Annotated in this window: 31 protein-coding genes; 16 read left to right on the top strand and 15 right to left on the bottom strand. The window is 69.8% G+C overall.

Annotated features, from left to right (window positions below; all coding sequences use genetic code 11):
* Positions 1–129 precede the first annotated feature (129 nt).
* The 4 genes from ACZ63D_RS12155 (at position 130) to ACZ63D_RS12140 (ending at position 3,335) form a co-directional block, all read left to right on the top strand.
* Entirely contained in the window at positions 130–429 is a 300-nt protein-coding gene (locus tag ACZ63D_RS12155) for a YciI family protein (RefSeq protein WP_465354316.1), read from the top strand.
* A gap of 138 nt (positions 430–567) precedes the next feature.
* On the top strand, positions 568–1,437 hold the full coding sequence (gene folP / locus ACZ63D_RS12150; RefSeq protein ID WP_465354315.1) for a dihydropteroate synthase: 870 nt from the start codon (positions 568–570) through the stop codon (positions 1,435–1,437).
* Positions 1,437–2,264 (top strand): pyrimidine reductase family protein, encoded by an 828-nt coding sequence (locus tag ACZ63D_RS12145; protein ID WP_465354314.1) that lies wholly within the window; start codon positions 1,437–1,439, stop codon positions 2,262–2,264. The genes folP and ACZ63D_RS12145 overlap by 1 nt, the downstream gene beginning before the upstream one ends.
* Before the next feature lie 15 nt (positions 2,265–2,279).
* Positions 2,280–3,335 (top strand): amidohydrolase family protein, encoded by a 1,056-nt coding sequence (locus ACZ63D_RS12140; RefSeq protein ID WP_465354313.1) that lies wholly within the window; start codon positions 2,280–2,282, stop codon positions 3,333–3,335.
* Here ACZ63D_RS12140 and ACZ63D_RS12135 read toward each other — a convergent pair.
* Together ACZ63D_RS12135 and ACZ63D_RS12130 are read right to left on the bottom strand one after the other, a co-directional pair.
* The gene (locus ACZ63D_RS12135) at positions 3,332–3,847 is read right to left on the bottom strand and encodes a GNAT family N-acetyltransferase (protein ID WP_465354312.1); all 516 of its coding nucleotides are present in this window, start codon (positions 3,845–3,847) and stop codon (positions 3,332–3,334) included. The two genes, ACZ63D_RS12140 and ACZ63D_RS12135, sit on opposite strands and share 4 nt — an antisense overlap.
* Positions 3,828–4,592: a hypothetical protein gene (locus ACZ63D_RS12130; RefSeq protein ID WP_465354311.1), complete on the bottom strand. Its 765-nt coding sequence runs from the start codon at positions 4,590–4,592 to the stop codon at positions 3,828–3,830. The genes ACZ63D_RS12135 and ACZ63D_RS12130 overlap by 20 nt, the downstream gene beginning before the upstream one ends.
* A gap of 85 nt (positions 4,593–4,677) precedes the next feature.
* Here ACZ63D_RS12130 and ACZ63D_RS12125 point away from each other — a divergent pair, with 85 nt between their 5' ends.
* From ACZ63D_RS12125 to ACZ63D_RS12115, 3 genes are all read left to right on the top strand, one after another.
* Positions 4,678–5,502: a helix-turn-helix transcriptional regulator gene (locus tag ACZ63D_RS12125; protein WP_465354310.1), complete on the top strand. Its 825-nt coding sequence runs from the start codon at positions 4,678–4,680 to the stop codon at positions 5,500–5,502.
* Positions 5,499–5,861, top strand: a complete 363-nt coding sequence (locus ACZ63D_RS12120) for a VOC family protein (RefSeq protein ID WP_465354309.1) — start codon at positions 5,499–5,501, stop codon at positions 5,859–5,861. Before ACZ63D_RS12125 ends, ACZ63D_RS12120 begins: the two co-directional genes overlap by 4 nt.
* Before the next feature lie 96 nt (positions 5,862–5,957).
* Positions 5,958–7,484 carry an AMP-binding protein gene (locus tag ACZ63D_RS12115; protein ID WP_465354308.1) on the top strand — a complete coding sequence of 509 codons (1,527 nt, stop codon included), beginning with the start codon at positions 5,958–5,960 and terminating at the stop codon, positions 7,482–7,484.
* A 134-nt stretch (positions 7,485–7,618) separates the two neighbouring features.
* Here ACZ63D_RS12115 and ACZ63D_RS12110 read toward each other — a convergent pair whose 3' ends face one another.
* Entirely contained in the window at positions 7,619–8,080 is a 462-nt protein-coding gene (locus tag ACZ63D_RS12110) for a MarR family winged helix-turn-helix transcriptional regulator (protein ID WP_465354307.1), read from the bottom strand.
* A 101-nt stretch (positions 8,081–8,181) separates the two neighbouring features.
* On the opposite strand from ACZ63D_RS12110, the gene ACZ63D_RS12105 reads away from it, so the two are divergent.
* Positions 8,182–9,396, top strand: coding sequence for an amidohydrolase family protein (locus ACZ63D_RS12105; protein WP_465354306.1), 1,215 nt, complete (start codon positions 8,182–8,184; stop codon positions 9,394–9,396).
* A gap of 66 nt (positions 9,397–9,462) precedes the next feature.
* Here ACZ63D_RS12105 and ACZ63D_RS12100 read toward each other — a convergent pair whose 3' ends face one another.
* The 5 genes from ACZ63D_RS12100 to ACZ63D_RS12080 form a co-directional block, all read right to left on the bottom strand.
* The gene (locus tag ACZ63D_RS12100) at positions 9,463–10,008 is read right to left on the bottom strand and encodes a dihydrofolate reductase family protein (protein ID WP_465354305.1); all 546 of its coding nucleotides are present in this window, start codon (positions 10,006–10,008) and stop codon (positions 9,463–9,465) included.
* An 86-nt stretch (positions 10,009–10,094) separates the two neighbouring features.
* Entirely contained in the window at positions 10,095–11,132 is a 1,038-nt protein-coding gene (locus ACZ63D_RS12095) for an LLM class flavin-dependent oxidoreductase (protein WP_465354757.1), read from the bottom strand.
* Positions 11,132–11,644 carry an SRPBCC family protein gene (locus ACZ63D_RS12090; protein WP_465354304.1) on the bottom strand — a complete coding sequence of 171 codons (513 nt, stop codon included), beginning with the start codon at positions 11,642–11,644 and terminating at the stop codon, positions 11,132–11,134. The genes ACZ63D_RS12095 and ACZ63D_RS12090 overlap by 1 nt, the downstream gene beginning before the upstream one ends.
* Before the next feature lie 85 nt (positions 11,645–11,729).
* Complete coding sequence (locus ACZ63D_RS12085; protein WP_465354303.1) at positions 11,730–12,233, bottom strand: winged helix-turn-helix transcriptional regulator; 504 nt, start codon at positions 12,231–12,233, stop codon at positions 11,730–11,732.
* 40 nt (positions 12,234–12,273) lie between these two features.
* A complete protein-coding gene (locus ACZ63D_RS12080) occupies positions 12,274–12,663 on the bottom strand; it encodes a cupin domain-containing protein (protein ID WP_465354302.1) in 390 nt (129 codons plus the stop codon).
* A gap of 51 nt (positions 12,664–12,714) precedes the next feature.
* On the opposite strand from ACZ63D_RS12080, the gene ACZ63D_RS12075 reads away from it, so the two are divergent.
* From ACZ63D_RS12075 to ACZ63D_RS12065, 3 genes are all read left to right on the top strand, one after another.
* Complete coding sequence (locus ACZ63D_RS12075; protein WP_465354301.1) at positions 12,715–13,680, top strand: helix-turn-helix domain-containing protein; 966 nt, start codon at positions 12,715–12,717, stop codon at positions 13,678–13,680.
* Between the two features lie 218 nt (positions 13,681–13,898).
* Positions 13,899–15,077, top strand: coding sequence for a lytic transglycosylase domain-containing protein (locus tag ACZ63D_RS12070; protein ID WP_465354300.1), 1,179 nt, complete (start codon positions 13,899–13,901; stop codon positions 15,075–15,077).
* Positions 15,078–15,129: 52 nt separating this feature from the next.
* Complete coding sequence (locus ACZ63D_RS12065; RefSeq protein WP_465354299.1) at positions 15,130–16,044, top strand: SDR family NAD(P)-dependent oxidoreductase; 915 nt, start codon at positions 15,130–15,132, stop codon at positions 16,042–16,044.
* A 10-nt stretch (positions 16,045–16,054) separates the two neighbouring features.
* Here ACZ63D_RS12065 and ACZ63D_RS12060 read toward each other — a convergent pair whose 3' ends face one another.
* Entirely contained in the window at positions 16,055–16,858 is an 804-nt protein-coding gene (locus ACZ63D_RS12060) for a TetR/AcrR family transcriptional regulator C-terminal domain-containing protein (protein WP_465354298.1), read from the bottom strand.
* A 118-nt stretch (positions 16,859–16,976) separates the two neighbouring features.
* Here ACZ63D_RS12060 and ACZ63D_RS12055 point away from each other — a divergent pair, with 118 nt between their 5' ends.
* The 4 genes from ACZ63D_RS12055 (at position 16,977) to ACZ63D_RS12040 (ending at position 20,375) form a co-directional block, all read left to right on the top strand.
* Positions 16,977–17,390 (top strand): DnaJ family domain-containing protein, encoded by a 414-nt coding sequence (locus tag ACZ63D_RS12055; RefSeq protein WP_465354297.1) that lies wholly within the window; start codon positions 16,977–16,979, stop codon positions 17,388–17,390.
* 245 nt (positions 17,391–17,635) lie between these two features.
* Positions 17,636–18,766: a metallophosphoesterase gene (locus ACZ63D_RS12050; protein WP_465354296.1), complete on the top strand. Its 1,131-nt coding sequence runs from the start codon at positions 17,636–17,638 to the stop codon at positions 18,764–18,766.
* 118 nt (positions 18,767–18,884) lie between these two features.
* Complete coding sequence (locus tag ACZ63D_RS12045; RefSeq protein WP_465354295.1) at positions 18,885–19,685, top strand: alpha/beta fold hydrolase; 801 nt, start codon at positions 18,885–18,887, stop codon at positions 19,683–19,685.
* 36 nt (positions 19,686–19,721) lie between these two features.
* A complete protein-coding gene (locus tag ACZ63D_RS12040) occupies positions 19,722–20,375 on the top strand; it encodes an HAD family hydrolase (protein WP_465354294.1) in 654 nt (217 codons plus the stop codon).
* Here the strand turns inward: ACZ63D_RS12040 and ACZ63D_RS12035 are convergent.
* Positions 20,372–20,836 (bottom strand): NUDIX hydrolase, encoded by a 465-nt coding sequence (locus ACZ63D_RS12035; protein ID WP_465354293.1) that lies wholly within the window; start codon positions 20,834–20,836, stop codon positions 20,372–20,374. The two genes, ACZ63D_RS12040 and ACZ63D_RS12035, sit on opposite strands and share 4 nt — an antisense overlap.
* Positions 20,837–20,973: 137 nt before the next feature.
* On the opposite strand from ACZ63D_RS12035, the gene ACZ63D_RS12030 reads away from it, so the two are divergent.
* Positions 20,974–21,426: a DoxX family protein gene (locus ACZ63D_RS12030; RefSeq protein WP_465354292.1), complete on the top strand. Its 453-nt coding sequence runs from the start codon at positions 20,974–20,976 to the stop codon at positions 21,424–21,426.
* Positions 21,427–21,457: 31 nt separating this feature from the next.
* Here ACZ63D_RS12030 and ACZ63D_RS12025 read toward each other — a convergent pair whose 3' ends face one another.
* The 5 genes from ACZ63D_RS12025 to ACZ63D_RS12005 form a co-directional block, all read right to left on the bottom strand.
* The gene (locus ACZ63D_RS12025) at positions 21,458–22,057 is read right to left on the bottom strand and encodes a GTP-binding protein (protein WP_465354291.1); all 600 of its coding nucleotides are present in this window, start codon (positions 22,055–22,057) and stop codon (positions 21,458–21,460) included.
* The gene (locus tag ACZ63D_RS12020; RefSeq protein ID WP_067580332.1) at positions 22,038–22,412 is read right to left on the bottom strand and encodes a DUF742 domain-containing protein; all 375 of its coding nucleotides are present in this window, start codon (positions 22,410–22,412) and stop codon (positions 22,038–22,040) included. Before ACZ63D_RS12020 ends, ACZ63D_RS12025 begins: the two co-directional genes overlap by 20 nt.
* On the bottom strand, positions 22,409–22,825 hold the full coding sequence (locus ACZ63D_RS12015; protein WP_009082431.1) for a roadblock/LC7 domain-containing protein: 417 nt from the start codon (positions 22,823–22,825) through the stop codon (positions 22,409–22,411). Before ACZ63D_RS12015 ends, ACZ63D_RS12020 begins: the two co-directional genes overlap by 4 nt.
* Positions 22,825–25,353 carry a sensor histidine kinase gene (locus ACZ63D_RS12010; protein ID WP_465354290.1) on the bottom strand — a complete coding sequence of 843 codons (2,529 nt, stop codon included), beginning with the start codon at positions 25,351–25,353 and terminating at the stop codon, positions 22,825–22,827. The genes ACZ63D_RS12015 and ACZ63D_RS12010 overlap by 1 nt, the downstream gene beginning before the upstream one ends.
* 375 nt (positions 25,354–25,728) lie before the next feature.
* Positions 25,729–26,019, bottom strand: a complete 291-nt coding sequence (locus ACZ63D_RS12005; RefSeq protein WP_465354289.1) for a hypothetical protein — start codon at positions 26,017–26,019, stop codon at positions 25,729–25,731.
* Positions 26,020–26,123: the final 104 nt, after the last annotated feature.

Below are 26,123 nucleotides of genomic sequence, written 5' to 3'. Positions count from 1 at the left end.
CCCCGTAACGGAAATCCCGGCGATGCCGTTATCCGTAAAGAATTATTGGGAATACTTGACCATTCGATGACACACGACGGCACTCGGGAGGAGGATGCACCATCCGACCGAGCGTCCTACTCTGAGGTCATGTACATCGCATTGCTGTCCTACACAGCACCTCGAAACGAAGTCGACTACGCACTGGCCGAACACGCGGAGTGGCTGCAAAGGCAGTTCGCGCATGGATTGTTCCTCGTTTCCGGAAAAGGAAACGAGGACGCCGACCAGGTCATCATCTCCCGCCCGTGCCTGCGCGGCAAGCTGGACGCCGTGCTCGCCACCGATCCGCTCGTGCTGCAACGGCTCGCGCATTACCGCGTGATCGAATTCTCCGCCACCCGCACCGCCGACGAATTCCTCACCGTCAACGAGGCGCTCGCCTCCTGATCCGCCGTCTCCGCAGATCGACCGAACGCCCGGACGCAGGTGGCCTCCGGACCGCTCCGCCCGCCACCTGCCGGACGTGCTCCCGCCGTGAACTCGCCTATGATCGCGCGAGATCTTCGTTCCGGCCCGGGAGACCGCATGCACACGCCCGACCTCGTGTTCCGAGGCCGTCGCCTCACCAGTGACCGCGCCCTGGTGATGGCCATCGTCAACCGCACCCCCGACTCGTTCTACGACAACGGTGCGACCTTCGAAGAAGCCCCCGCGCAAGCGGCGATCCGCCGCGCGCACGCCGAGGGCGCCGACCTGATCGACATCGGCGGCGTGCCCGCGGGCAAGGGTCCCGAGGTCACCGCGGCGGAGGAGATCCGCCGGGTGGTGCCGACCGTCGCATGGGCCCGCGAGAACTTCCCCGACCTGGTCATCAGCGTGGACACCTACCGCGCCGAGGTCGCCGACGCCGTCTGCCGCGCGGGCGCGGACCTGGTCAACGACAACTGGGCCGCGATCGAGCCGGAAATCCTCGACGTCGCCGCCGAACACGGCGCGGGCTACATCTGCTCGCACACCAACGGTCTCGTGCCGCGCACCGAAGCCCGCCAGCCGGTGTACGACGACGTGGTGGCCGCCGTGGTCGAAGGCACCACCGCGTTGGCCGAGCGCGCGCTGGCCGCGGGCGTGCCGCGCGAGGGCATCATGATCGACCCCTGCATCGACTTCGGGAAAAACTCCTACCAGTCCCTCGAGCTGCTGCGGCACGTCGATGCACTGGTCGCGACCGGCTGGCCGGTGCTGATGGCGCTGTCGAACAAGGACGTGATCGGCGAAACGCTGGACCTCCCGGTCGGCGAACGCGTCATCGGCACGCTCGCCGCCACCGCGGTGTCCGCGCTGCACGGCGCGGCGATGTTCCGCGCACACCAGGTCCGCGAGACGCGGCAGGTCGCGGAGATGGTGGCGAGCATCGTGGGCACCCGGCCGCCGGCGAACGTTGTACGGTCGGTCTGATGCGCGAGATCTTTCCCGGCAACCTCTTTCCCGTCGGCCACGACCTCACCGAGTCCGACGTCGAGCAGCTCTACGTCTATCCGGACGGGCCGAAGTGGCTCGCGGTGAACTTCGTGTCCAGCGCCGACGGCGGGATTACCATCGACGGCCGCTCCGGCGGGCTGTCGACGCCCGCGGACCGGATCGTCTACCGGCTGGGCAACGACCTCGCCGACGTCCTGCTGGTCGGCGCGGGCACCGCACAGGCCGAGGGGTTCGAGGGCCTGCGCCCGGACGAGAAGACCGCGGAGCGGCGGCGCAGGCACGGGCTGGCCCCGATCGCGCCGGTCGCCGTGGTCAGCACCGGCCGTTCGCTGCCGCCGGACGCCCCGGTGATCACCAAGGCGCTGGTGCCCACGATCGTCATCACGAGCGCGGCGACGGACCCGGAACTGCGCGCGGCGTGGGCGGCGGCCGGGGCGGACGTCCTGGTCGCCGGGACAGGCGACCCAACGCTGCACGAGGCCACCGGCGACCCGGCTCTGCACGCCGGCCCGGACGACCAGCGTCCGCGCCCCCGCCATGGCGACGTCGATCTGCGGGCCGCGGTGGACGAACTGGCCCGCCGGGGACTCCGCCGCATCGACTGCGAAGGCGGACCGCACCTCTTCGCGTCGCTGCTGGCCGCAGGTGTCGTGGACGAACTGCGCCTGACCGTCGCGCCGATGCTGATCGCCGGGGACGCGCCGCGCGTCGCGATGGGTGCCGCGATCGAGCCGCAGCAGCTCGAATTAATGACTGCCCTGGTCGACGACAACTCACTACTCTTGCGGTATCGCGTCCACTGACCCAGGGGAGGGATCGTGGCCAAAACCGCTCTGCGCAACGTGCGCGTCTTCGACGGGCTAGGGCTCACCGAACCGCGCACCGTCGTGATCGACGGGGCAGTGCTCGGCACGGATCCCGCCGGGGCACGGGAAATCGACGCCGCCGGGGCGGCGCTGCTGCCCGGGTTCATCGACGCGCACGTCCACCTGGAGCGGACGGAGCAACTGGCCGACCTCGCCGCGTGGGGCGTCACGACCGGGCTGGACATGGCGTGCTGGCCGGTCGAGCGCGTGGCCGCGATGCGGGCCGCGGGCCCGGCTGATTTCCGCACCGCGGGCCTTCCCATGATCGGCCCGCACGGCCTCCACTCCACGATCCCGGAAATGCCCGGATCGGCGATCGTCACGACCGCCGAAGCCGCCGTCGAGTTCGTCGAAGCGCGGGTCGCGGAGGGCGTCGACTACATCAAAGGCGTGGCCGAAGCGCCCGGCGACGGCGGGCCGCCCGCGGAGGCGTTGCAGGCGTTGGTCGACACGGCGCGGAAGCGAGGCCTGGACACCGTCCTGCACGCGGCGACCACCGGCGCGTACCACCTGGCCGTGGCGACCGGTGCGCGATTCGTGACGCATGTGCCGGTGGTCGGCCGGATCGCCGACGAGGACGTCGCCGCGATGAAAGCCGCCGGGCAGACGGCGATCCCGACGCTCACCATGATGGAAGGGGCGCTCGCCTTCTTCGCCGGAGCCACTGGCGATTACGTGGCCAATGTGGCTGCTCTGCGCGCCGCCGGGGTCGAAATCCTCGCCGGAACCGACGCCAACGGAGGTTCCGACGCCCCGATCGCGGTCGCGCACGGGTCGAGCCTGCACCACGAATTCGAGCTCCTGGCCGAAGCCGGGTTGAGCACGGTGGAGATCCTGCGGGCCGCGACAGTGGCCCCGGCGCAAGCGTTCGGGTTGACCGACCGCGGCGTGATCCGAGCCGGTTTGCGGGCCGACCTGGTCCTCATCGAGGGCGATCCGGTGGCGGACCTGTCAGCGACGCGGGCCATTCGCACGGTGTGGTGCGCTGGAACGGAAATCAGCCGCTAGCCGAGGTCGCGGAGGTACCGGTCGAGCACGGTTCCGCCCTCGACCGTCCGGCCGCTCAGCTCGAACCCGGCCCGCCGGGCCACCGCGCCCGGGCTGACGTTTTCCGGCTCTACCTTGATCACCGCCCGCCTCGCGCCCTCGCCAGCCGCGTACCGGACCGCCAGCAGCACCGCCCGGGTCGCGAACCCGTGCCCGCGCCACTCCGGGTAGAGCCCATACGCCACGTTCGTCTCCCCCGGCGCGAGATGCTCGCCGGAGAACCGCAGGTCGACCGTCCCCGCCAGCACGCCGTTCGCGCGGATGCCGAACGCCCGCAACGACCCGCCAGAAGCCCATTCCTCCTGGCAGTGCTGGAAATACTCGCGGACCCCGGCAAGAGTCCCCGGCCCGCCGCTGAGCCACCGGACCAGCTCGGCGTCCTCGCCCGCGAAGTGCGCCTCAGCGTCGTCCGGACGCAGCGGGGACAGGCTGACCACGCCGTCGGACAGGTCCTCAAGACCGCTGTACGGCATCGTCGGCTTCCTCGAAAGTCTTCTGCGCCTTAGCCAGTTCGTCGGCCGCCCGGGTGGCGCGCTGCTCCGCCTCGGCCAGCCGATCCCGCAGTTCGCTCACTCGGTCCTCGGCCTGCTCGGCGGTCCGTTCCGCGCGCTGCAGATTCCGCTCCGCCTCCGCCCGCGCCCGTACCGCCTGCCGCCGTTCCAACGCCCGGACCCGGGCCTCTTCCTCGGCCTTCCGGTCCTTTTCGGACTGTCGGGACTTCTTGGCAGGAGCGGGATTCGTCGGCAGCGACAGCCAGCGGTCGGCGTCCTGGCGGGCCTTCGACGTCAGTCGTCCGGCCAGTGCCAGCCGGGCGATGTCGGCGTCCGCGACGATCGCCTCCAGCGTTTCCTCGACCTCGCGTTCGACGGAATCGCTCAAGCTGGTCGCGTCCCGCACGATCCGCTGCACCAGCTCCGCCCGCTGGTGCGCCAGTTCGCGCAGCTGGGAGCCGTCGAGCCGCTCGTGCGCTTCGCGCAGTTTGTCGCCCAGCGCCGCCAGCTCGGACAGCGGAGCGGAACCGTCGCGCGCCAGGCGGTTGACGTACGCCGCGGCCGCGGTCGGCTTGCGCAGCGCGCGGATCCGGCGCGCCAGCTCGACGTCGCCCGCTTCCTTCGCCGCGCGGGCGGCCGCGGTGCGCTCCGCGACGAAGTCGGCCGGTTCACCCGCGTAGAGCCGGTCGGCGACGGTATCGAAATCCGAGGTTGCCACGTATGCCACCGAACCATACGAGTAGTCCGAACGCGACGTAACGCGTAACGTGGATGACCACCCATCAAGGTCGAGTGAAGCGGGACGGTGCCCCATGACGCCTCCGGGCCGGCTCGCGCTGACGGCCAGCCCCCTGGTCGCCGGCGCCCTCAAAGCACTGCAGATCGCGACCGAGCTGCCCGTCGCGATGGGCGGACCGGTCTCGGCGGCTTCCCGCTCGCACGTGATCGACCAGCTCCGCGGCACCGTGACCCGGTCGATGCAGCACGTGCAGGTCGACACCGGAGCCGGGCTCGGCGGCAAAGCGGTGGCGCTGGCCCGCCCGTCGACGGTGGTCGACTACCTCAGCGCGCAGGGCATCACGCACAAATACGACCATGCGGTGGCACCCGAACGGTTGCGTGCGATGGTCGCATTGCCAGTGCGCGTCGGCGAAACCACTCGCGCGGTGCTGTACGCGGCGTCGCGGGATTCGATCACGTTCGGCGACCGCCTGCTGCACGCGGCGATGGCGGTGGCCACGCGGCTGGGACGCGACATCGAAGTCGAAGAAGAGGTACAGCGTCGGCTGGCCGCGCCGACCACCGTCCCCGCGGCCGAACGCGGTGACCTGCACGCCGAACTCACCGCCATCGCCGGTTCGATCAACGACGAAAGCGCCCGGCAACGGCTGCTGGCGGTGTGCGAGCGGCTGCGCCCGGAGCTGGATCTGCCCGGCGTCACGCTGACGCCGCGCGAGATCGACGTGCTGCGGCTGGTCAGCGAGGGCTGCACCAACGACGAGATCTCAGATCGGCTCGGCCTGCTGCCCAACACGGTCAAGTCGTATCTCAAGCACGCGATGCGGAAACTGGCCGTGTCCAACCGGGTGCAGGCGGTGAACCGGGCTCGCGCCGCCGGGCTGCTGCGGTCCCCATGAGACGGCTGAGCGGCGTCACGATCGATTGCGCCGAACCGCAGGTGCTGGCTGGCTTCTGGAGTGCGTTCCTCGACCGGCCGATTTCCGGAGAGCATGACGGACCGGACTGGGCCACGGTCGGCTCTCGGCTCGATGCCGCTCCCCGGCTGACGTTCCAGCGCGTCCCCGAACCGAAGCGCGGCAAGGTGCGACTGCATCTCGACGTCGAAGTAGACGACGTCGACGAGGCTCGGGCGCGGATCGAACAGCTGGGCGGGCAGTGGACCGGAATCCGCCACGACTACCCCGGGGAGGGCACCGTGCTGGTGATGACCGATCCCGAGGGGCACGAATTCTGCGTCGTGCACTACCTCTGCTGATCCGGACACCCTCCATGTGGGGTGGCCGGATCCGCGGCGGCGAGCGAAAATCACCCGCGCGGGCAGTGCGGCCCGCAGACGCGAAGGGATCGGCACGTGTTCTTTGACCTGAGTGTCCGCGACTTCCTCGACCGCGCCGAAACGGTGTACCCGGACCGGATCGCCGTGGTGGACGAACCCGCCCAGCCCGCGGAGTCCTGGGGCTCGGTGACCTACCGCGAACTCGCCCACCGCGCCCGAGCGCAGGCGGCGAACCTCGACGCGCTCGGCGTTCCCACGGGCGGCCGGGTCGCCATCGTCTCGCACAACTCCGCGCGGCTGTTGACCTCGTTCTTCGGCGTCTCCGGCTGGGGCCGCGTCCTGGTGCCAGTGAACTTCCGCCTCGCCGCCGCTGAGGTGCGCTACATCGTCGAGCATTCCGGGGCCGAGGTCTTGCTGATCGATCCCGAGCTGAAACCCTTGCTGGACAGCGTAACCGCGAAACACGTGTTCGTCCTCGGCGAGGACGACGACAAGATCTGGGGCGGGGACGGTGAACCGCGGCCGTGGACCGCCGACGAATCCGCGACCGCCACCATCAATTACACCTCCGGTACCACCGCGCGGCCGAAGGGCGTCCAGCTCACCCATCGCAATTTGTGGCTCAACGCCACCACTTTCGGCCTGCACACCACTCTCAGCGACAATGACGTCCTGCTGCACACGCTGCCGATGTTCCACGCCAACGGCTGGGGCATGCCGTACGCGGTCACCGGCCTCGGCGGACGGCACATCGTGCTGCGCAAAGTGGACGGCACGGAAATTCTGCGCCGCGTACAGGAACACGGCGTGACAATCATGTGCGCCGCCCCCGCCGTCGTCACCGCAGCCCTCGACGGCGCCGCCGCCTGGGACGGCGAAATCCCCGGCCGCGACCGAGTCCGGATCGTCGTGGCCGGCGCCCCGCCGCCGACCCGGACCATCGAACGCGTGCGCGCGGAACTCGGCTGGGAGTTCATCCAGATCTACGGCCTGACGGAGACTTCGCCACTGGTGACGGTGAACCGCTTCCGCAGCGAATGGGCCGACCTGGACCCGCACGAGCAAGCGAAACTCCTCGGCCGTGCAGGCGCTCCGGCGCTCGGCGTCCGCGTCACGATCGACGCCGACGGCGAAGTCCTCACCCAAAGCAACCACAACCTCGACGGCTACTGGGAAAACCCGGAAGAGACCGCGCGAGTCCAGGAAGGCAACTGGTTCCACACCGGCGACGGCGGCACCTTCGCCGACGGCTACCTGACTATCGCCGACCGCAAGAAGGACGTCATCATCACCGGCGGCGAGAACGTGTCGTCGATCGAGGTCGAGGACGCGCTGAACTCGCATCCGGCCGTCCGCGAGGCCGCGGTCATCGGCATTCCGGACGAGAAATGGGGCGAACTGGTCACCGCGCTGGTAGTGACCGACGGGACCGAGGTGACGGCGGACGAGTTGATCACGCACTGCCGCGGCCATCTAGCCGGGTACAAATGCCCTAAGCGCGTGGAATTCCTCGCGGAACTTCCCCGGACGGCGACCGGGAAGATCCAGAAGTTCAAGCTGCGGCAGCCGTTCTGGGAGGGGCAGGACCGCCAGGTGAACTGAGCCGCGGTGCTCCTTCGGGCCGGGTCCGAAGGAGCACCGCCGCCGCTCGAGAGCCTCGCTCCTGGCCTTCGCGCACTCGCGAAATACATCGGTTTTTCCCCGTGCACGCACCGAATTTTCGCCATCAAATACCGTCAGCCGCGGTTGGCGGCCTGCTTCCTGGACCAAGCGGCGGCGTCGGCACCGTACCTGACCAATAGCCGCGCGAACTGAATCCGCTCCTCCGCCGCCCAAGCGGCAGTGATCTCCTCGAACGCCGTCCGCTGTTCGGCAGCGAAGCGGGCGCGCTCAGCCTCGCCCTGCTCGGTGAGTTCGAGCACGGTCCGGCGTCCGTCAGCCTGCGACGCCGCCCGGCGAAGCAGCCCGTCGGCAATGCACGCGGCGACAGTCCGGCTGGCCACTGGCTGCGCGACACCCATCTCGACGGCGAGCCCGCCGACTGTCGTCTCGTCCGGCGCGTCGGCGATCACATTGAGCACGAGATTGCGCGACAAGTCCTTGTTCGACGCCGGAGTGCGCCGCCGCAGCCGGGACAGCGCCGGGCCGATCTGGTCCAGCGCCGGGTCGCCGGAGGTCTGCTCAGGAGAGCTGCTCATGCGCCCGATCCTAGGCCGCACCGGCTCACTTGCATACCTTAGGGCAAGTGCATAGCATTAGGTATGTAAATACTCTGAGCAAGGAATCGAGACGAACCGCCATGACGCGCACCGCGATCGCCAACGCCCGGGTCTTCGACGGGGAAAAGTCCCTTGGCGTGCAGGCCGTGGTCCTCGACGGCGCGAGGATCGCCCAGGTCGGCGGCGAGGTCCCCGGCGACTGCGAGGTAGTCGACGGCACTGGCGCCACCCTGCTGCCGGGACTGATCGACGCCCACGTGCACTCCGCTCCGGGCTCGCTGGCGCTGGCGCTGCGGTTCGGAGTGACGACCGAACTGGAGATGCAGGGGATGAACACCCGGGAGAACCGGGGGCACATCACCGACGACGACACCGTGGCCGACGTGCGTTCCGCCGGTTTCGGCATCACCCCGCCTGGCGGTCACCCCAGCGAGCTGATGCCCGAAGGGTTCCGGCCGAAATGGGACCTCCCGCCGGTCATGCCGGTGATGCCGTTCTGCACCACCCCCGAAGAAGCGGCCGCTTTCGTCCCCCAGTTGCTCGCCCGGGGCTCCGACTTCATCAAGTTCATGATCGACGACGGCAGCGTGGAGGGACACCCCGGACTACCGATGCTTGACCAGGCGACCGTGAACGCCGGAGCCGCGGAAGCCAGGAAGTACGGCGCCCTCACCGTGGCCCACGCCCTGACCGTGGAAGCGACCAGGATGGCCGCCGAAGCCGGGATCGACGGCCTCGCCCACGTGTTCATGGACCAGCCGCACACTGCCGAGATCATCAGCCTCGTCAAGGAAGCGGGCATGTTCGTCGTGCCGTGCATCAGCCTCAACGCCTCGCTGATGGGCATCACCGGCAGCGCACTCGCCGACGACCCGCGCGTCGCCTCCCGGCTCGACCGCAAGTGGGACGAAACCCTGCGCTCCAGCTACAACCGCTACCCGCAGGGCAAACTCGACGACGTGTACGACACCGTGCGCGCGCTGGACGCCGCCGGGGTCGACGTGCTGGCCGGAACCGACGTCTCCATGCCGGAGACGTTCTTCGGCGGCCTCGCGCACGGAGCGAGCCTGCACCACGAACTGCAGTACCTCGTGAAAGCCGGTCTCACGCCCGAACGCGCCTTGCGGGCAGCCACCGCGACCACCGCCCGCCGCTTCCGCCTCAGCGATCGGGGCCGCGTCGCCGAGGGTCTCCGCGCTGACCTGCTGCTGGTCGACGGCGACCCGACCAGCGACATCAGCGACACGCTCAACACCCGCGCCATCTGGCGCCGCGGAGCCCGCTTGGCGGAATAACCGTGCCAGCCCCGGATCCCGCGCAGTGCACCGGATCCGGGGCCGTCCTTTGTGGACTATTCGGCGCTAGTCGTCCGACGGCCGGTAAACCAGCCGCAGCACGCCATTGCGGAACGCCGTCGTGTCCGCCAGCCGGAAGTCCAGCTGCGGCCCCTCCGCCGGGAACAGCCGCCGTCCCTTGCCCACCACCACCGGGTACTGCAGCAGGGTCAGCTCGTCCACCAGCCCGTGCGACAGGAGCCACCGCACCAGCGTCGTGCTCCCGCTGGTCATGATGTCGCCGCCCGCGCCGGATTTGAGGTCGGCGATCGCCTCGCCGAGATCGCCGCGCAGCAGGGTCGTGTTGTGCCAGTCCGCCGCGGTCAAGGTGGTGGACGCGACGTACTTCGGCACGCTGTTCATGAACTCCGCGCCCGGGTCGTCCGTGCGGCCGGGCCACGCCTCGGCGAACCCCTCGTAGGTCACGCGGCCCAGCAACATCGCGTCGGCGTCCGCCATGCCGTCGCCCACCGCGTGTTCGAGCTCGTCGTTCCAGTAGGAGAGCGACCACTGGTCCGGCGCTTCGACCACGCCGTCGAGCGAGACGAACAAAGTGGACACGATCTTGCGCATCGAGCGGCTCCTTGGGGTTCGGGATCGCCGACACTATGGCGCAGCCGGACCCGCCCACGCAGCCGATTGGCCCCATGCTTGGCCCGTCAGGGCACTTCCGCTACCAACTCGAGCGCCCGGCCGAGCGTCGCCAGCCGTTTTTCCAAGGTGTCGCCCGCCGGATACAGCCGGACCGTGTCGACTCCGGCGGCACGCCAGACCTTCAACCGCGCGCGGACCATGTCCTCGGTGCCGATCAGGGTCGTCGCGAGCACCATCTCGTCGGTCACCAGCGCGGCCGCGCCGTCGCGATCGCCGGACTGCCAGCGTTCCCGCACCTGTCCGGCGATCTCGGCCCAGCCTTGCCTGCTGTAGGCGTCGTGATAGAAGTTCGTGCTCGCCGAACCCATGCCGCCCAGCGAAAAGGCCAATTCCTTCTTCCGTCCGGCGACCATCGTGCGCAGTTCGTCCTCATCGGACGCGAACGCGACCTCCGCGCCTTGGCACACCACGAGATCCGCGCGGGTGCGACCGGCTTTCGCGAGCCCGGCGTCGAGGTGGCGGAAGTAGGCGTCGGCGCCTTCGGGAACGAAGCTCGTGCCCAGCCAGCCGTCGGCGAGTTCGCCGGTGAGCTCCAGCATCCGCGGCGACAGCGTGGCCAGGTAGATCGGGATGTTCTCGTTCGGCGTCGAGGACAGCCGCATCGGGCGGGATTCGCCGGGCAGCGGAATCTGGAAAGCCTTGCCGGAGAAGGAGATCTTCTCCCCGGCGAAGGCACTGCGGATGATCTGCACCGTCTCGCGCATCCGGGTCAGCGGCCGGGCGAACGGCACCCCGTGCAGTCCCTCGATCACCTGCGGACCGGACGGCCCGAGCCCGAGCGCGAACCGCCCGCCGGACATCTCGGCGAGCGTGAGCGCGGCCTGCGCGAGCGCCACCGGCGTGCGCACGCCGAGCTGCATGATGCCGGACCCGAGCCGGATCTTCTCCGTGCGCGCGGCGAGATAGCCGAGCACCGACGGCGCGTCCGAACCCCACGCCTCGGCCACCCAGCATTCGCCGAGGCCGAGTTTTTCCGCCTCCAGCACGAATTCCCGGGTTTCGGGCCACCCGGAGGACGCCTCGACGGTGGTGGCCGTGCGCATCATCCGGCGGCCTCCACCCGGTCCTTGATCCCGCGGACCGTGGCGGTCATCGAGGCCTCGAACTCGCTCAGCCGGACGTGCACGATCTTCTGTTCCTTCTCCGGCATCCGCGCGATCACCTCCGACACCCCGGACGGCCCCGGCCCCATCTGCGCCCACTGCGTGAGCCGCGTGCCGCCGTTCTCCGGGGTGAGCGTGAACCGCCAGACCGCGGTCGGATTGGCCGGATCGGCGACCGCCCAGGCGAAGACCCGCGGTGGTTCGCATTCGACGATGTAGGACGTGGTCTCCCACTCCCCGCGCATCTCGTGCCGGTTGCGCCCGACGAACGACCGCCCGACCGCCGGCGCCGAGCCCTCGTCGCACCACCGGACCGACTGCAGTTCGCCGCACAGCTCCGGCATCAGGGCGACGTCCGAGGCGAACCGCCACACCTGCTCAGGCGAGCCGTCGATCCACACGTCCACCTGCACAGTCGGGGCGTCCGCGTACCGCGCGCCGGTCCACTCCATCGCGAGTCCTCCTCCATTGGCGTCTCGACCAGCATAGTTGCGTAACTAGACTGACGGTGTCAATCGCCATTGGACGCCCGGAGGGCTACTCCCGCGGCGCGAACCGCGCCTGGACGTCCGGCCGTTGCGAGAGGCGTTCCGGGAAGCCCGGCCCGCGCAGCATCCGGGTGTCGTCCGCCGACATCTGCTCGCCGCATTCCGCGCACACGACGGTCGCGGTCGTGTCGTGCCCGCAGGCGTCGTGGTGCAGCACGATCGGCGGGCCCGCCTCGGTGGCCAGCCACCGGTCGCCCCACGCCGTCATCGCGGCCAGTACACCCCAGAAATCGCGGCCCTTCTCGGTGAGCACGTAGTCATAGCGCACCGGTTCGGCCTGGTAGGCGCGCTTTTCCAGCAAACCCTCGTCGACCAGCCTGCGCAGCCGGTCGGCGAGGGTGTTGCGCGCGATGCCGAGCGCCTGCTGGAACTCGTCGAAGCGGCGGACGCCGTAGAACGCGTCCCGCAGCACCAGCGGCGTCCACCAGTCCCCGAGCAGGTCCATGGTCCGGGCGATCGAGCACGGCCACTGCGCGAAGGAAGTGCGTTTCATGACGGCGAGGATACGCCGTCCCACAACGCAACCCAGCAGGTCAGACGCGATGCCCGACGGTCACGTCGACCGTGTCGGGCACTTCTTCGTGCTCGTCGCCGACCGAAAGCGTCCCGGACGGCTCGACGAGAAGCACCACCGCGCCCTCCTTCGACGACGGCTTGTGGAACGTGCCGCGCGGGACCACGAACGCCTGCTCACGGGTCAGCGTCACGGTCCGTTCGCCGTCGGCTTCGCGCAGGCCGAGTTCGATGCTGCCGTCGAGGACGAGGAAGAACTCGTCGGTGTTGTCGTGCTTGTGCCAGACGTGTTCGCCGAGGAACCGGGCGAGGCGGATGTCGTAGTCGTTGACGGTGGCGACAATGCGCGGGCTCCACGGAGCGTCGAATCCGGCGAGCACGGCCTGCAGGTCAAGGGGCTGAGTGGGCATGGATCGATCTTGGGCCTGGTCACGCACACCCGGGAGTGCTAGGAATCGCATATGTCGAAAGGATCCTCGCACCGCGTCGTGATGATCGTCGGCGACGGCTCGAATCCGTTCGAGATGGGGGTCGCGACGGAACTGTTCGGCTTGCGCCGGCCGGAACTGCGGCGACCGTGGTACGACTTCGCGCTCGCGGCTCCCGGCGGGCAAGCCCGGATGCACCTGGATTTCTTCACCCTCGCCGACGTCTCCGGCCTCGAGGCGGTCGACGCCGCGGACACGGTGATCGTCCCGAACCGGCCCGATCCGCACACGCCCGCGGACCCCGAAATCCTCGCCGCGATCCAGCGCGCGGACGCCCGCGGCGCGCGGTTGATGAGCTTTTGCACCGGCGCGTTCACCCTGGCCGCCGCCGGCGTGCTGGACTACCGCCGCGCCACCACGCACTGGCAATGGGCCGATGAGTTCACCGCGCGTTACCCGCGGGTCCAACTGGAGCCGGACGTCCTGTTCGTCGAAGACGGCACCATTTTCACCGCCGCCGGAAGTGCGGCCGCACTCGACCTGTCACTGTATGTAATTCAACGTGATCACGGCGCGGAAATCGCCAACGCGGTCAGCCGTCGCCTCGTTTTCACCGGACATCGAGAAGGCGGTCAGCGACAGTTCGTGGAACGTCCGGTGCCGGAGATTCCGGACGCCTCGCTCGCGCCGGTGCTGGAATGGGCCCGCCAGCATCTCGACCAGCCACTCGCGGTCACCGATCTCGCCGCGCGTGCAGCGACCAGCGCCGCCACCCTGCACCGCCGGTTCCGCGCCGAACTCGGCACGACGCCGCTGGCCTGGCTCACCGTCGAGCGCGTGACGCTGGCCCGCCGCCTCATCGAACGCGGAGAACTTGGCCTGGACCGGATCGCCGCCCGCGCCGGGCTGGGCACCAGTGCGAATCTGCGGCTGCAACTGCGCAAACACACCGGATTGTCGCCGTCGGAATACCGGAAACGCTTCGGCCCGGCCGCCTGAACCGTTCGACGGTCCACAGTGGACCTACGAACGGATTACTCCATTCGGCCTATTCAGCGAAGTTCCGGTTAAGCCCCGATGACCAGAACCCGCCAAAGGTTTTATGCCAGACGAACGAAAGTTGGCCGGAACGGACAGAATTCCGGCGGGCCCTCACCGGATCGCGCACAGATCCGCTAACTTGGCCGCAGAACGGCAGACCGAACGGGGAGACACGCATGGCCAGACGCCGCCTGGAGGGACGGAACGCCCGGAGCCGGGCTTTCGCCGCCCTCGCCGGAGGCGCGCTCGTGGTGCTGCCGACGGTGACGTCGTCCGGCATCCCGGTGGCGTTGCGCGCCGCGGAGCCGCCGTCCGCCGCCCAGTCCGCGCCGAACTCCCCGTCGCTGCCGCCGGGCATCACGCTCCCGCCGATCGGCGTGGACGGCAGCCTCCCGCAGCCGCCGGTCCCGCAGGCACTCGGCGTGCCGGGCTACCCGAACGGCCCCGGTTCGGCCACCACCGCCGGTCCGCTCGGCATCCCGGACAGCATGCTGCGGGCCTACCGCAACGCGGCCGACATCATGGCCCGCGAACAGCCCGGCTGTCACCTCGACTGGGCGCTGATCGCGGCCATCGGGCGGGTCGAATCGAACCACGCCCGCGGCGGCTACGTCGACGCCCGCGGCAACACCCTCGAACGCATTCTCGGCCCGGTCCTCGACGGCTCCGGCGGATTCGCCGCGATCCGCGACACCGACCACGGCCGCTACGACGGCGACCCGGTGTGGGACCGCGCGGTCGGCCCGACCCAGTTCATCCCGTCGACCTGGGCGTCCTACGCCTCCGACGGCAACGGCGACGGCGTCTCCGACCCGAACAACGTCTACGACGAGACGCTCGCCACCGCGCGCTACCTGTGCTCGGGAGGTCTGGACCTCTCCAGCGACGCCAACCAGCGCCTCGCGGTGCGCCGGTACAACAACTCGCAGTCCTATGTGGACACCGTGATGGCGTACGCGTACGGCTACCGCAACGGCTTCTCGAAGCTGCCGGACAGCCAGGTCCCGATCGGAGCCCCGCCAGGACCCGGCGCGGTCGAGGCCGCCGCGGGCAGCCCGGCAGGCGACGTCGCACCGCCCGCCCCGCCGCCGGTGACCCCGGCCCCGCCGAGCCAGCCCGGCACCCCGACGCAGCTTCCCGGCAGCAGCACCGCGCCGAGCAGCAGCTCCCCGGCGAAGCCGACCAGCACGCCGCCGACCACGCCGTCGACGCCCACCACGCCTTCCACGCCGCCGAGCACCAGCACCACCCCGACAACGAGCACGCCACCGTCGTCGAGCTCCGCCCCGGCGAACCCGACCACCTCCAGCACCACGACTTCCAGCACCACCACCCAGGCCGCGCCGACGCACTGACCGCCGCGTTCGTATAGTCCGACCCGACACCGGACTATACGGGGGAGCGACCATGGCGTGGAATCCGAGGAACCTGCCTGACCTCACTGGCCGGTGCTACGCGGTGACCGGCGGCAACGCCGGAATCGGCTATTTCATCACCGAGCAACTGGCCGCCGCCGGAGCCCACGTCGCACTGCTGGGCCGCGATCCGTCCCGGCTGCGCGCGGCGGTCGAGATGGTGCGCACGCATGTCGGTTCGGCTTCGTTGAGCACAATCCCGCTGGACCTCGCCGACCGGGACTCCGTCCCGGCGGCCGTCGAGGCGCTAGGGCGGCTGGACCGCGTGGACGCGTTGATCGAAAACGCGGGCATCACCGGACCCGGCCCCGTGCGCCGAACCACGAAACAGGGCTTGGAACTGGCGGTCGGCACCAACCACTTCGGCCACTTCGCACTCACCGCGCTGGCGATGCCGGTACTGACCGCGTCGGCCGCGCGCGTGGTGTTGGCGGGCAGCCTGATCACCCGGATGTATCCGTACGACATCGACGATTTGCAGAGCGAGCACAAGTATTCGGACTTCCGCGCCTACGCGCTTTCGAAGCACGCCGTGCAATCGTTCGCGATGGAACTCGACCGCCGCCTGCGCGCAGCGGGCTCGCCGGTGCGGGCGATCCTCTCGCACCCGGGGTTCAGCCTCGAACGCACCAGCCCCGCACGACCGGGAATCACCCAGCCAGTGCCGATAATGCGGCTGCTCGCGCCCGGCACGCAGGGCAAGGACCACGGCGCGTGGCCCGCGGTCCGAGCCGCCGTGGATCCCACGGCGACCGGCGGTTCCTACTACGGCCCAGCCTACGGCGTGGTGGGCCGACCCCGGCTGGGGACGGTGCTGGGCGCTTCCCGGGATCCTTCCCGGGGCCGTCTATTGTGGACACTTTCCGAGGAGGCCACCGGAATCGAGTTCTCCCTCGGGGATTCCTGACCGGCGGACCTTATTCGCCGACCTGACCGATCCGGGCGGCGATCCCGTCGAGCAGCCGGTCCAATCCGAATTCCGACGCGTCCGACGCCTGCTCCGCCGAAGGCTTTTCAAACCCGCCGGCGAGCCAGGTCCGGTTCATCGCCGGATGGGATTCGACGTCGAAATACGTGTACCAGAACGAAGAACGCTGTCCCCACCACGCGTCGTTGGACTGTCCGGTAGTCCGTTCCAAGTGGACACTCTCCGCCTCGGCCGCCGCGTTCGCGTCCACATATCCCGCGACCGAACTGGCCGCCGCGACGACTTCGCGCGCGGGCAGGCCCAGACTCTCCATAATGGACAGAAGATATTCCTGCCCGGCCAGCTGCCCCGGCCCCAGCGCGGGCCGGACCCGGGACCGCTCCCGCAGCCACGGATGCCGACGGTAGCTATCGCGCGTCCGGTCAGCGTAAACGCGCACCTGCGCACGCCAGTCCTCCGGCCGCGGCTCGCCGGGGCCGGGAAGATTCCGTTCGAGCAGAACGGTGTCGACCATGAGATCGATCAGCTCGGTTTTGCCGGGAACGTAGGTATAGAGCGTCATCGTGCCCACGCCGAGTTCCTTCGCGACGCGGTGCATGGACGTCGCGACAAGCCCTTCGGCATCCGCGACCGCGATGGCCGCCACGATGATCCGTTCGATCGTGAGCGTCGGCCGCCTGCCCCGAGCCGCGGGTTCCGGAGCTCCGGCGCTGTTGCGCCACAACAGCGCGAGCGTGCGCTCGACTTCCTCGCGCACGGCCTCGGGACCGTCGCCCTCGTGCTCGACGGTCATCGCGTCCCCTCCCGGCCTCGTACAGTCAGCGTGGGATCTTACCTGCCGTTTCAGGACCTTCGTCCCCTCCGCCGCGGCGAACTGGCCGCTACGCTGGGCAGCGAGGGAGGTGGTTCCCGTGACGGAACGCAAACCGCCCGGCGTGTCGTACGGCACCTGGGTCGACCGGCAAATCGCCGCCGCCGAGGCCCGCGGCGAGTTCGAAGACCTTCCCGGAGCGGGTAAACCGCTGCCGCCCCCGAGCGGCCGCGACGCCGCGACCGACTGGGCGATCCGCCGCGCCCGCGAAGGCGACCTCGACGTTGCCGCGTTCCTGCCGCCGTCGCTCGCCTTGCCGCGAGAAATCCAAGAACTGCCGGGAAAACTGGCGAAAGTCCGCACCGAGGACAAGGTGCGGGAGATCGTGGAAGACCTGAACGCCCGCATCCGCAAAGCACACGCGATGCCCCAGGACGGCCCGATGTTGCGGGCCCGGCCGCTGGATGTGGAGGAAACGGTGGCCAGTTGGCGCGCGGGGCGTGGAGAGGCCTGAGCGGCGCGCTCGTCTCGCCGAACCGCACCAACCGCAATTCCACCCGCCTGCGAAACTCCACGCGGCGGCCTCGCCACGCAGCACAGACTCCCCGTACCGCACCACCCGCAATCCCACCGCACCACGAAACTCCACACGAGCGGGCAACAACCTCACCACCCAGCACAGATCCCCCTTCTCCTTACGGACCCCATCGCCCAGATGCAGCTACGCTGGGTAAGTACCTGGGCGAAGGGAAGAGAACCGTGGTCGGAGTTCGTCGGGCTGCCTTCGTGGTCGCCGCGGTGCTCTTGCTGTTCGGCGAGCCGTGGTCGGTGCTCGTGCTGCTGCCGGATTGGCCGGTCGCGGTCACCATCACCGGCACCGTCGTTTTCGCCATAGCCGCGCTGGCTTTCCCCGTGCTCATGGCACTGGGCCACGGTCCGAAGCAGAACGACGCCGCCGCGCGGATCGGGGACGTCACGCTCGGCACGGTCTGGGTGCTGTTCACCTGGAGCGTCCTCACGCACTTGCTGCGGCTGGTCCTGCTGGTGTCCGGAGTGGACGATCCCGCGCGGCCACGGATCGTAGCCGCGGTCACGCTGGCCGTCGCGGCGGTGCTGCTCGTCAGCGGGAACCGGATCGCCATGCGGGTGCCGCCGGTCAAGGCGGTCGACGTCGTGCTGCCGAAGCTCGGTCCCGGGCTCGACGGGCTGCGCGTCGCGGTCATCACCGACACGCACTACGGTCCGCTCGACCGCACCCGCTGGTCCGAGCGCCTGGTCGCGGAGCTGAACCGGCTGCAGCCGGACGTCGTCTGCCACGCCGGGGACCTCGCCGACGGCTCGGTCGCCAAGCGGCGCAAGCAGGTCGACCCGCTCGGCGGCGTGCAGGCCCCGCTCGGCCGGTTCTACATCACCGGCAACCACGAGTATTTCGGCGAGGCCCAGGCCTGGCTGGACCACATGGAAAGCCTCGGCTGGGACACCCTGCACAACCGCTCGACCCTGCTCGAACGCGACGGAGCCCGCCTGCTCTTCGCCGGCATCGACGACCCCACCGGCGCCGCCTCCGGCCTCCCCGGCCACGGCCCCGACCTGGTCGCGGCACTGGACGGCTCCGACCCGGACGTCCCCGTCGTCCTGCTCGCCCACCAGCCGAAACAGGTCGCCCAGGCCCGCGAGGAAAACGTCGACCTGCAGATCTCCGGCCACACCCACGGCGGCCAGATCTGGCCCTTCCACCTCCTGGTCCGCCTGGACCAGCCCACCCTTTCCGGCCTCAGCCAGCACGGCCCGACCCAGCTGTACAACAGCCGCGGCTCCGGCTTCTGGGGCCCGCCGTTCCGGGTCTTCGCCCCCAACGAGATCGCCCTGCTGACCCTGCGCAGCGCCTAACCCGCAGCTCGCCCCTCTCTCGTGCTCGCAGATCTCACCGACCAATTTTTTTGTCTTGACAACTCAAACCATCGGATGCGAGAGTTCTCCTCAACGCCCACCCCCGAGGAGGAACCCCATGCCCACCGTCACGTCCGCCGACGGCACCCAGATCGCCTACTCCCGCATCGGCTCCGGCCCCGCCCTCGTCCTCGTCGACGGCGCGCTCTGCTACCGCACCTCCACCCCGAACGACGATCTCGCCAAAGCCCTCTCCGACCGCTTCACCGTCTACACGTTCGACCGCCGCGGCAGAGGCGAAAGCGGCGACACGACGCCGTATGACGTGGACCGCGAGATCGAAGACATCGCCGCACTGGCCAAGGAAGCCGGCGGAGAGATCGGCCTGTACGGCATCTCGTCCGGCGCCGCCCTGGTCCTGGAAGCCGTCCACCGAGGCGTGCCGGTCAAGAAGGTCGCGGTGTACGAGCCGCCGTTCGTCGTCGACAGCACCCGCAAGCGGGTCCCGGCCGACTACCAGGCGAAGCTCGAAGCCGCCGTAGCCGCCGGAAAACCGGGCGACGCGATCAAGACGTTCATGGTCGAAGGCGTCGGACTGCCCGCTCTGATGGTCACGATGATGCGCCTGATGCCCGCGTGGCCGCGCATGAAGCGCATCGCCCACACCCTGGCCTACGACGCCCAGATCATGGGCGACACCCAGTCCGGCCGCCCGCTCCCCGCGGACCGCTGGTCCGGAATCACCACCCCGGCCCTGATCCTCGACGGCGGCAAGAGCCCAGCCTGGATGCGCAACGGCGTCGCCGCGGCGGCCAAGCAACTGCCCCACGCCGACTACCGCACCCTGCCCGGTCAGACCCACCTGGTGAAAACGGCCGCGCTGGTCCCGGTGCTGGCGGAGTTCTTCGCCACGAACTGACCCGCCGCCAGCCTTCGGTGCGGCAGGCTGCGAGACGTGGCCACGCGAGCATTGATCTTCGACTTCGACGGCACCCTCGCCGATACCGAGGCAGCGGTACTGCGCTCCTGGCAAGAAATGTTCGCCGGACACGGAGTCGAACTGCCCCTGGACGTCTGGCACACCGTCATCGGCACCCAGAACACCGCCGCCACGATGTTCACACTCCTGGCCGAGCACGTCGAAGACATCGACCCGGAAACCCTGCGCCCCACCATGCGCGCCCGAGTACACGAACTCCTAGCCAAAGACGGCCCGCGAGAAGGCGTCCTCGACTACCTCGACGAGGCCGCCCAACGCGGCCTGGCCTTGGGCGTCGCCTCAAGCTCGTCCGGCACCTGGGTACACGGCCAGCTAGAACGCCTAGGCCTGTCGTCCCGCTTCACCGCAGTAGAAACCGGCGACCGCCACCAACCCAAACCAGCCCCAGACACCTACCTGGCAGCCCTGGCCACCCTAGGGGTCACCGCAAACGAAGCCCTGGCCTTCGAAGACTCGCCCCACGGCGTCAGCGCAGCGAAAGCCGCCGGAATCACCACCATCGCAGTGCCGAATCCCATCACCGCGACTCTGGACTTCGCCAAGGCAGACCTCGTCCTGCCGTCTTTCACCACGACCTCGCTCAGCGCGTTGCTGCGCCAGTTCAGTTAATCCAGGTCCAGTTCGGCGAACCGGTCCAGGAACGCGCGCTGGCCTTTGACCAGCTTCTCGCGCGCGGTGTCCAGGTCGAACCATTCGACGCGGTCCACTTCCGGGAACTGCTGCGTCCGCCCGGACCGCGGCGGCCACTCGAGGTCGAAGGTGCCCGGCACGACCGCCGCCGGATCGAGGTCCCCCTCCACGGCCCACGCGGTCACGACCTTGCCGGACTGGCGCACGTCGCCCAGCGGCCGGAGCGCACCGTCCGGCGCGGGAAGCCCCAGTTCCTCCGCGAACTCGCGCCGGGCCGCGGTCTCGGGGTCCTCGCCGTCTTCGAGTTCGCCCTTCGGCAGCGACCACGCGGCCTCGTCCTTCTTCGCCCAGAACGGCCCGCCCATGTGCGCGAGCAGCACCTCGGGCCGGTCGGCGGACCGGCGGAAGAGCAGCAGACCCGCGCTGCGCCTGACAACCATCCGCCCAGTCTGCCCGGTACCGCTGACCAGGCTGGAAGCGGGCGCGAAAAAAGTTTCCGGGCACGTGTCGATCCGCGAGGGCGGCGTTCGACGCGTCGGTGAAGGCACCCAGCAGCCAACCCGGAGGGACCACCGAGATGACCACCACGACCACCCCCAAGACCGCCCCGACCGCCGCGCAGACGACCGCCAAGAAGTCCCTGGCAGACCAAGCCCGCCCCACCGTCCTGGCCCTCTTCCGAGCCGTGGTGTCGTTCCTCTTCCTCTGCCACGGCCTGATGGGCTTCGGCCTCTTCGGCGGCATCGACAACGCGGGCGGCGCACTCCCGCTGGGCCAGTGGCCGGGCTGGTGGGCCAGCGTGATCGAGGTGGTCGGCGCGGTCCTGGTCTTCGCCGGGCTCTTCACCCGGATCTCCGCGACGGTGCTCTCCGGCGTGATGGCCTACGCCTACTTCACCGTGCACGCCCCGGAAGGCCTGCTTCCCTTGCACAACATGGGCGAACCCGCCGCCCTGTTCGCCTGGATCTTCCTCGTCATCGCCGTGGTGGGGCCGGGGACGGCCGCACTGGACAACCTGCGCCGTCGCTGAAACCCGCGACAGAGCGGCAATCCCGGGAAACCTAACCGGGGTTGCCGCTCATCAGCATCGCCCGCCCCAGCGCGTGCTCCATCAACACCGTCAGCACCTGCTTGGTCGAGTCCCGCTCGCGCGCGTCGCAGAGCAGCAACGGCACCTGAGGATCGAGATCCAGCGCCCCGCGCACTTCCTCGGTCCCATACCGGTAGGCGTCGTCAAAACAGTTCACGCCCACCACGAACGGCAACCCGCGCTGCTCGAAGAAATCCACCGCGGGGAAACAAGATTCGAGCCGCCGCGTGTCCGCGAGCACCACCGCGCCGAGCGCGCCCTCGGCCAGTTCGTCCCACATGAACCAGAACCGGTCCTGTCCCGGAGTGCCGAACAGGTACAGGATCAGCTCGGGGTTGATGGTGATCCTGCCGAAGTCGAGCGCGACCGTCGTGGTGGTTTTGCCCTCGACGCCGGACAGGTCGTCCACGCCCTCGGACGCGGCGGTGATCACCTCTTCGGTGCGCAGCGGCGGCACCTCGCTGACCGAGCCGACCAGGGTCGTCTTGCCGACGCCGAAGCCGCCCGCGACGAGCACCTTCACCGCCTGCGCGGTGAGCGACCGGCGGGGCTCAGAGTTTCCGGATGCCATCGAGAACCGCCTGGAGTACGTGGGGGCTGGGGGCGTCGGTCACCGGCGTCGCGGTGCGGAACAGCACGAGATTGCGTTCTATCAAATCGCTCAGCAGCACCTTGACCACCGGCAGCGGCAGATCGACCCGCGCGGCCACCTCGGCCACCGAAACCGGGCGCTGGCACAGGGAAAGAATGCGCGAGTACTCCGGTTCGAGGCCGGGCGTCTCGCTCGCGGCGCGCAGCGCGACGACGAGCGTGATGAGGTCGAGCCCTCGGGTGTCGGACCGGGTCCGCCCGCCGGTGACGGCATACGACCGCACCAGCGGACCGGCCTCGTCCTCGTACCAGGACTCGCGGCCCTTCGCGGTCATGGCGAGGTCCGCTGGACCGCTCCGGCCCGCGGCGCCGCGGTGAGCACCGCACCGACCCGCTTGACCATCAGGTTCATCTCGTAGGCGACGAGCCCCATGTCCGCGTCGACCCCGGCCAGCAGCGCGAGGCAGGCGCCCCGCCCGGCCGCGGTGACGAACAGGAACGCGTGGTCCATCTCGACCATCGTCTGCCGTACGTTGCCGCCGCCGAAATGCCGTCCGGTGCCGCGGGCGAGGCTCTGGAACGCCGACGCGACCGCGGACAGGTGCTCCGCGTCCGCCTCGGACAGATTGCCCGACCGGCCGATCAGCAACCCGTCCGCGGACAGCACCACCGCGCGGTCCGCTCCGGCGACCCGCTGCACGAGGTCGTCGAGCAGCCAGTCGAGCTCGTTGACGCCGTTGTTCGCCATCAGTCGCGATCTCCGTACCTGTTGTCGTTCCCGGGATCGGCCTCGCGGGCCCGCCGGGTGCCCTGCTGGAACGCGCTGAGCCGGGAGCGGGCCTGCTCCGGCGAATCCTCGCGGACCTCGTCGGTTTCCGGTCCCGGCCGGTCGCCGCGCAACTGCGGAACCAGGTTCTGCTGCCGGCGCCGCTGCGGCAGCGGCGGACGCCCGGGCGGACGCGGCGGCGCGGCCCGGCCGTTCTCCACCGCCGGACGCGGCGCGCGGCCGCTGTCCGCGGGCGGGCGCTGCTCGCGGTTCTGCGGCGGGCGGACCGGCTGCGCTTCGGCGGCCGGACGCATGGCCCGGCGGGTCGGCGGCTCCGGCCGCTGCTGCTCCGGCGCGATGCGAGGTTCAGGCGCGACGCGGGGTTCCGGCGCCGCCTGAGGTTCCGGGGCCATCCGGGACGGCTGCGGCAATTCCGCCTGCTGCGGTTCCGGACGCTTCCGCCGCGGCAGTTCCGGCCGAGCCGGCTCAGCCCGCTGCGGTTCCGGCGCGGGACGCGACGGCTCCACCGCGAGCCGGGAAAGCTCCGGCATCCCGTCCGGTTCCGCGGCGGAAGCCGCGCCCTCGTCCGAAGTCTCGCTGATCGGCGCGAGCAAATCCTTGCGCACCAACACGATCGCCCGGGTCCCGCCGTACGCGGAATCGCGCAGGTGCACCGAGATCCCGTGCCGCGACGCCAGCCGCGCGACCACGAACAGGCCCAGCCGCGGTTCGTCGGACAGCGCCATGATGCCGAAGTCCGGCGGGTCGGCGAGCATCGCGTTGAATTCGTCGGCTTGCTCCGGCTCGATGCCCAGCCCCTGGTCCTCGACCTCGATCACGACGCCCTTGCCGACCACGTTGCCGCGCAGTTCGACGCGCGATTCCGGCGGCGAGAACGACGTCGCGTTGTCGATCAGCTCGGCGAGCAGGTGCACGAGGTCGCCGACGACCGGCCCGCGCACGGCGACGTCCGGCAGCTTCGCCGTCTTCACCCGCGCGAAGTGCTCGGTTTCGGCCGCCGCGCCGCGGACGAGGTCCACCAGCGACACCGGATTGCGCCACTGCCGTCCTGGCTGGCCGCCGCCGAGGATGATCAGGTTCTCCGCGTTGCGGCGCGCGCGGGTGGAGAGGTGGTCGAGCCGGAAGAGCGTGTCGAGCTGATCCGGGTCCTCTTGCTTGCGCTCGGCGGCGTCGAGCACCTTCAGCTGCCGGTGCACGATCACCTGGCTGCGGTGCGCGATGTTGAGGAACACCGCCTTCGTGCCCTGCCGGGTCTTCGCCTCTTCGACCGCGGCGGCGATCGCGGACTGCTGGGCGAGGTTGAACGCCTCGGCCACCTCGCCGATCTCGTCGGTGCCGTGGTCGAGCAGGTGCCCGCCCGCGTCGAGGTCGACCGGTTCGCCTTCCCGCAGGCGGCCCATGAGCTCCGGCAGCCGCACCTCGGCCGCGTCGAGGGTGTCCTCGCGCAGCCGGGCGAGCCGGGCGATGAAGCGGTTCGACAGCCGCAGCGCGACCAGCACCACGGCGAGCGCGAAGAGCACCGCCGCCGCGCCCGCGATGATCGAGTTCCGCAGGGTGTCGTCCGCGTCGGTGATCGCCGCGTTGGTCGCGTGCGCGCTCTGCGCGGCGAACATCGTCATCAGCGTGGTGGCGACCTGTTTGGCGTCGCCCCGCCATTGCTCCAGCGGCACCGGAAGCTGTTTCGCGCCGGACAGCAGGGCGTTCTCGACCTGCGTCACGGTCGTCCACGCGGGACTCGAGACGAGCTTGTCGTAGTTCGCCCGCACCTCGGGCACCATCTGCGGCACCGACTGTTCGAGCTGGGCGTGGTACGCGCCGATCTGGCCGAGGTACGCGCGCTGCTCGTCGCCGGACAGCCCGCCCGAGGCGAGCCCGGCCGACGCCAGCGCGTCGCTGCGCTGCATTTCCTCGGCGGCGTTGAAAATCGGGATCGCGGACAGCCGGGCGTAGGCGTTGTCCGCGCCGCGAGCGGCCTGTGCGAGACCGGCGACGCCCTGGGTGAACTGGTCGATGATCTGGTTGTAGAAGGAAAACACCTCGAGCCGCGGCACCTGCCCGGCGTCGACCTGCTGACGCAGCTGCGGCAGTTTCGCTTCCAGCGCGGCGAACGTGGCGATGTTCTGCTTGACGCTCGCGGGCACGTTCGAGTCGCTCGCGAAGTTGTCCTGCAGCACCGAGGTGATCTGCGCGGCGGACGCGTCCGTCTTCGGCCGGGTGGCCAGCAGCGCGGCGCGCGCGGCGTCCTGCCCGGCGAGCACGCTCATCGACAGCTGCCGCTCCTGTTCGGCGGCGAGCAGGAACGGAATGCCGGGGCCTTCCGAACCGCGAATCTTCTGCGCGTAACTACGCGCCTGCGAAGCGTCGAAAATCAGGTATCCGGCGAGCGCGATACCGACCACGAGCAGCGCCACACTCGGAATCAACGCGATCGCGAGCACACGAGAGCGAATGGACGACCCGCGGCCGTTTCGCCCGGAATTCTGCTTCACCGTGATCCCTTTTTCTTTCCGGCGCTGCCATGGTATTCGGGTCCGCGGTGTTTCCCTCGCACCGGTCCGACCAGCCGGATCACAGTTCACCGTGGTCTGCGTTGCCCGCGACGACGGTAAGCAACCTTCACGGGCGAGTCAAGTCCGGACCCGCGTGGCCGTCATCCTCTTGTTACCTGCTAGTAACCCGCTGTGGTGCTTGGAAAACTGATCACCGCCGGACGTGACGTTGGTCGCATCGGCCGCGCCGCCGCGACCCGCGGGCCCGCACGTGAGGCCGGTCACGACCGCGCGCGAAAAACCTCACCGGAAACTTATGCGCATTTCCGCGTCCCCGGCGAAATCAACCGGAAAACCGAGATCGATTTCCGGAATTCAGCGCCGCACGCCATTCGGCGGCCGATGCGCGGAAAGCCGCGGCCCGGGGACGGGCCCGGTTTCCTCCGGACCGGCCGGGCGGTCGCGGCGGAGCAGGTCGTGCAGCATCTCCCGGCACGCCCACGCCAGCACCGCCACGGACGCGATCAGCACCGCGACCAGCGCCGATTCGACCGGATAGCGGGCGACGAACCCGCCGAACCGCGCGAGCACGAAGCCGATCGCCACGCCGACGAGCAGGGTCACGACATACGAGAGCGGCACTTCCCGGCCGCGGGTGTCGATCATTTCCGCCCCTTCCGCCCGGATTCGCCCGGCGGCACCGCTCCCCGATCAGCTTCCGCCCGCGAAAAAAACAGGCATCGAGCATACCCGCCGGGCAGCACGAGGCG

The sequence above is a fragment of the Amycolatopsis sp. NPDC104775 genome (assembly GCF_055583325.1).
The sequence above is the reverse complement of the archived record's forward strand: the minus strand, read 5'-3'. Positions and strand labels throughout refer to the sequence as shown.

Bases quoted from the DNA above. Each gene is read 5' to 3' on its own strand.
- ACZ63D_RS12025 (WP_465354291.1), bottom strand. From the start codon at position 22,057: ATGGCATCCGGAAACTCTGAGCCCCGCCGGTCGCTCACCGCGCAGGCG.
- ACZ63D_RS12035 (WP_465354293.1), bottom strand. From the start codon at position 20,836: ATGGTTGTCAGGCGCAGCGCGGGTCTGCTGCTCTTCCGCCGGTCCGCC.
- ACZ63D_RS12145 (WP_465354314.1), top strand. From the start codon at position 1,437: ATGCGCGAGATCTTTCCCGGCAACCTCTTTCCCGTCGGCCACGACCTC.
- ACZ63D_RS12095 (WP_465354757.1), bottom strand. From the start codon at position 11,132: ATGCGCACGGCCACCACCGTCGAGGCGTCCTCCGGGTGGCCCGAAACC.
- ACZ63D_RS12110 (WP_465354307.1), bottom strand. From the start codon at position 8,080: ATGAGCAGCTCTCCTGAGCAGACCTCCGGCGACCCGGCGCTGGACCAG.
- ACZ63D_RS12075 (WP_465354301.1), top strand. From the start codon at position 12,715: ATGTCGAAAGGATCCTCGCACCGCGTCGTGATGATCGTCGGCGACGGC.
- ACZ63D_RS12020 (WP_067580332.1), bottom strand. From the start codon at position 22,412: ATGACCGCGAAGGGCCGCGAGTCCTGGTACGAGGACGAGGCCGGTCCG.
- ACZ63D_RS12120 (WP_465354309.1), top strand. From the start codon at position 5,499: ATGAGACGGCTGAGCGGCGTCACGATCGATTGCGCCGAACCGCAGGTG.
- ACZ63D_RS12080 (WP_465354302.1), bottom strand. From the start codon at position 12,663: ATGCCCACTCAGCCCCTTGACCTGCAGGCCGTGCTCGCCGGATTCGAC.
- ACZ63D_RS12155 (WP_465354316.1), top strand. From the start codon at position 130: ATGTACATCGCATTGCTGTCCTACACAGCACCTCGAAACGAAGTCGAC.
- ACZ63D_RS12015 (WP_009082431.1), bottom strand. From the start codon at position 22,825: ATGGCGAACAACGGCGTCAACGAGCTCGACTGGCTGCTCGACGACCTC.
- ACZ63D_RS12045 (WP_465354295.1), top strand. From the start codon at position 18,885: ATGCCCACCGTCACGTCCGCCGACGGCACCCAGATCGCCTACTCCCGC.
- ACZ63D_RS12100 (WP_465354305.1), bottom strand. From the start codon at position 10,008: ATGCGCAAGATCGTGTCCACTTTGTTCGTCTCGCTCGACGGCGTGGTC.
- ACZ63D_RS12105 (WP_465354306.1), top strand. From the start codon at position 8,182: ATGACGCGCACCGCGATCGCCAACGCCCGGGTCTTCGACGGGGAAAAG.
- ACZ63D_RS12030 (WP_465354292.1), top strand. From the start codon at position 20,974: ATGACCACCACGACCACCCCCAAGACCGCCCCGACCGCCGCGCAGACG.
- ACZ63D_RS12085 (WP_465354303.1), bottom strand. From the start codon at position 12,233: ATGAAACGCACTTCCTTCGCGCAGTGGCCGTGCTCGATCGCCCGGACC.
- folP (WP_465354315.1), top strand. From the start codon at position 568: ATGCACACGCCCGACCTCGTGTTCCGAGGCCGTCGCCTCACCAGTGAC.
- ACZ63D_RS12135 (WP_465354312.1), bottom strand. From the start codon at position 3,847: ATGCCGTACAGCGGTCTTGAGGACCTGTCCGACGGCGTGGTCAGCCTG.
- ACZ63D_RS12090 (WP_465354304.1), bottom strand. From the start codon at position 11,644: ATGGAGTGGACCGGCGCGCGGTACGCGGACGCCCCGACTGTGCAGGTG.
- ACZ63D_RS12060 (WP_465354298.1), bottom strand. From the start codon at position 16,858: ATGACCGTCGAGCACGAGGGCGACGGTCCCGAGGCCGTGCGCGAGGAA.
- ACZ63D_RS12005 (WP_465354289.1), bottom strand. From the start codon at position 26,019: ATGATCGACACCCGCGGCCGGGAAGTGCCGCTCTCGTATGTCGTGACC.
- ACZ63D_RS12070 (WP_465354300.1), top strand. From the start codon at position 13,899: ATGGCCAGACGCCGCCTGGAGGGACGGAACGCCCGGAGCCGGGCTTTC.
- ACZ63D_RS12065 (WP_465354299.1), top strand. From the start codon at position 15,130: ATGGCGTGGAATCCGAGGAACCTGCCTGACCTCACTGGCCGGTGCTAC.
- ACZ63D_RS12125 (WP_465354310.1), top strand. From the start codon at position 4,678: ATGACGCCTCCGGGCCGGCTCGCGCTGACGGCCAGCCCCCTGGTCGCC.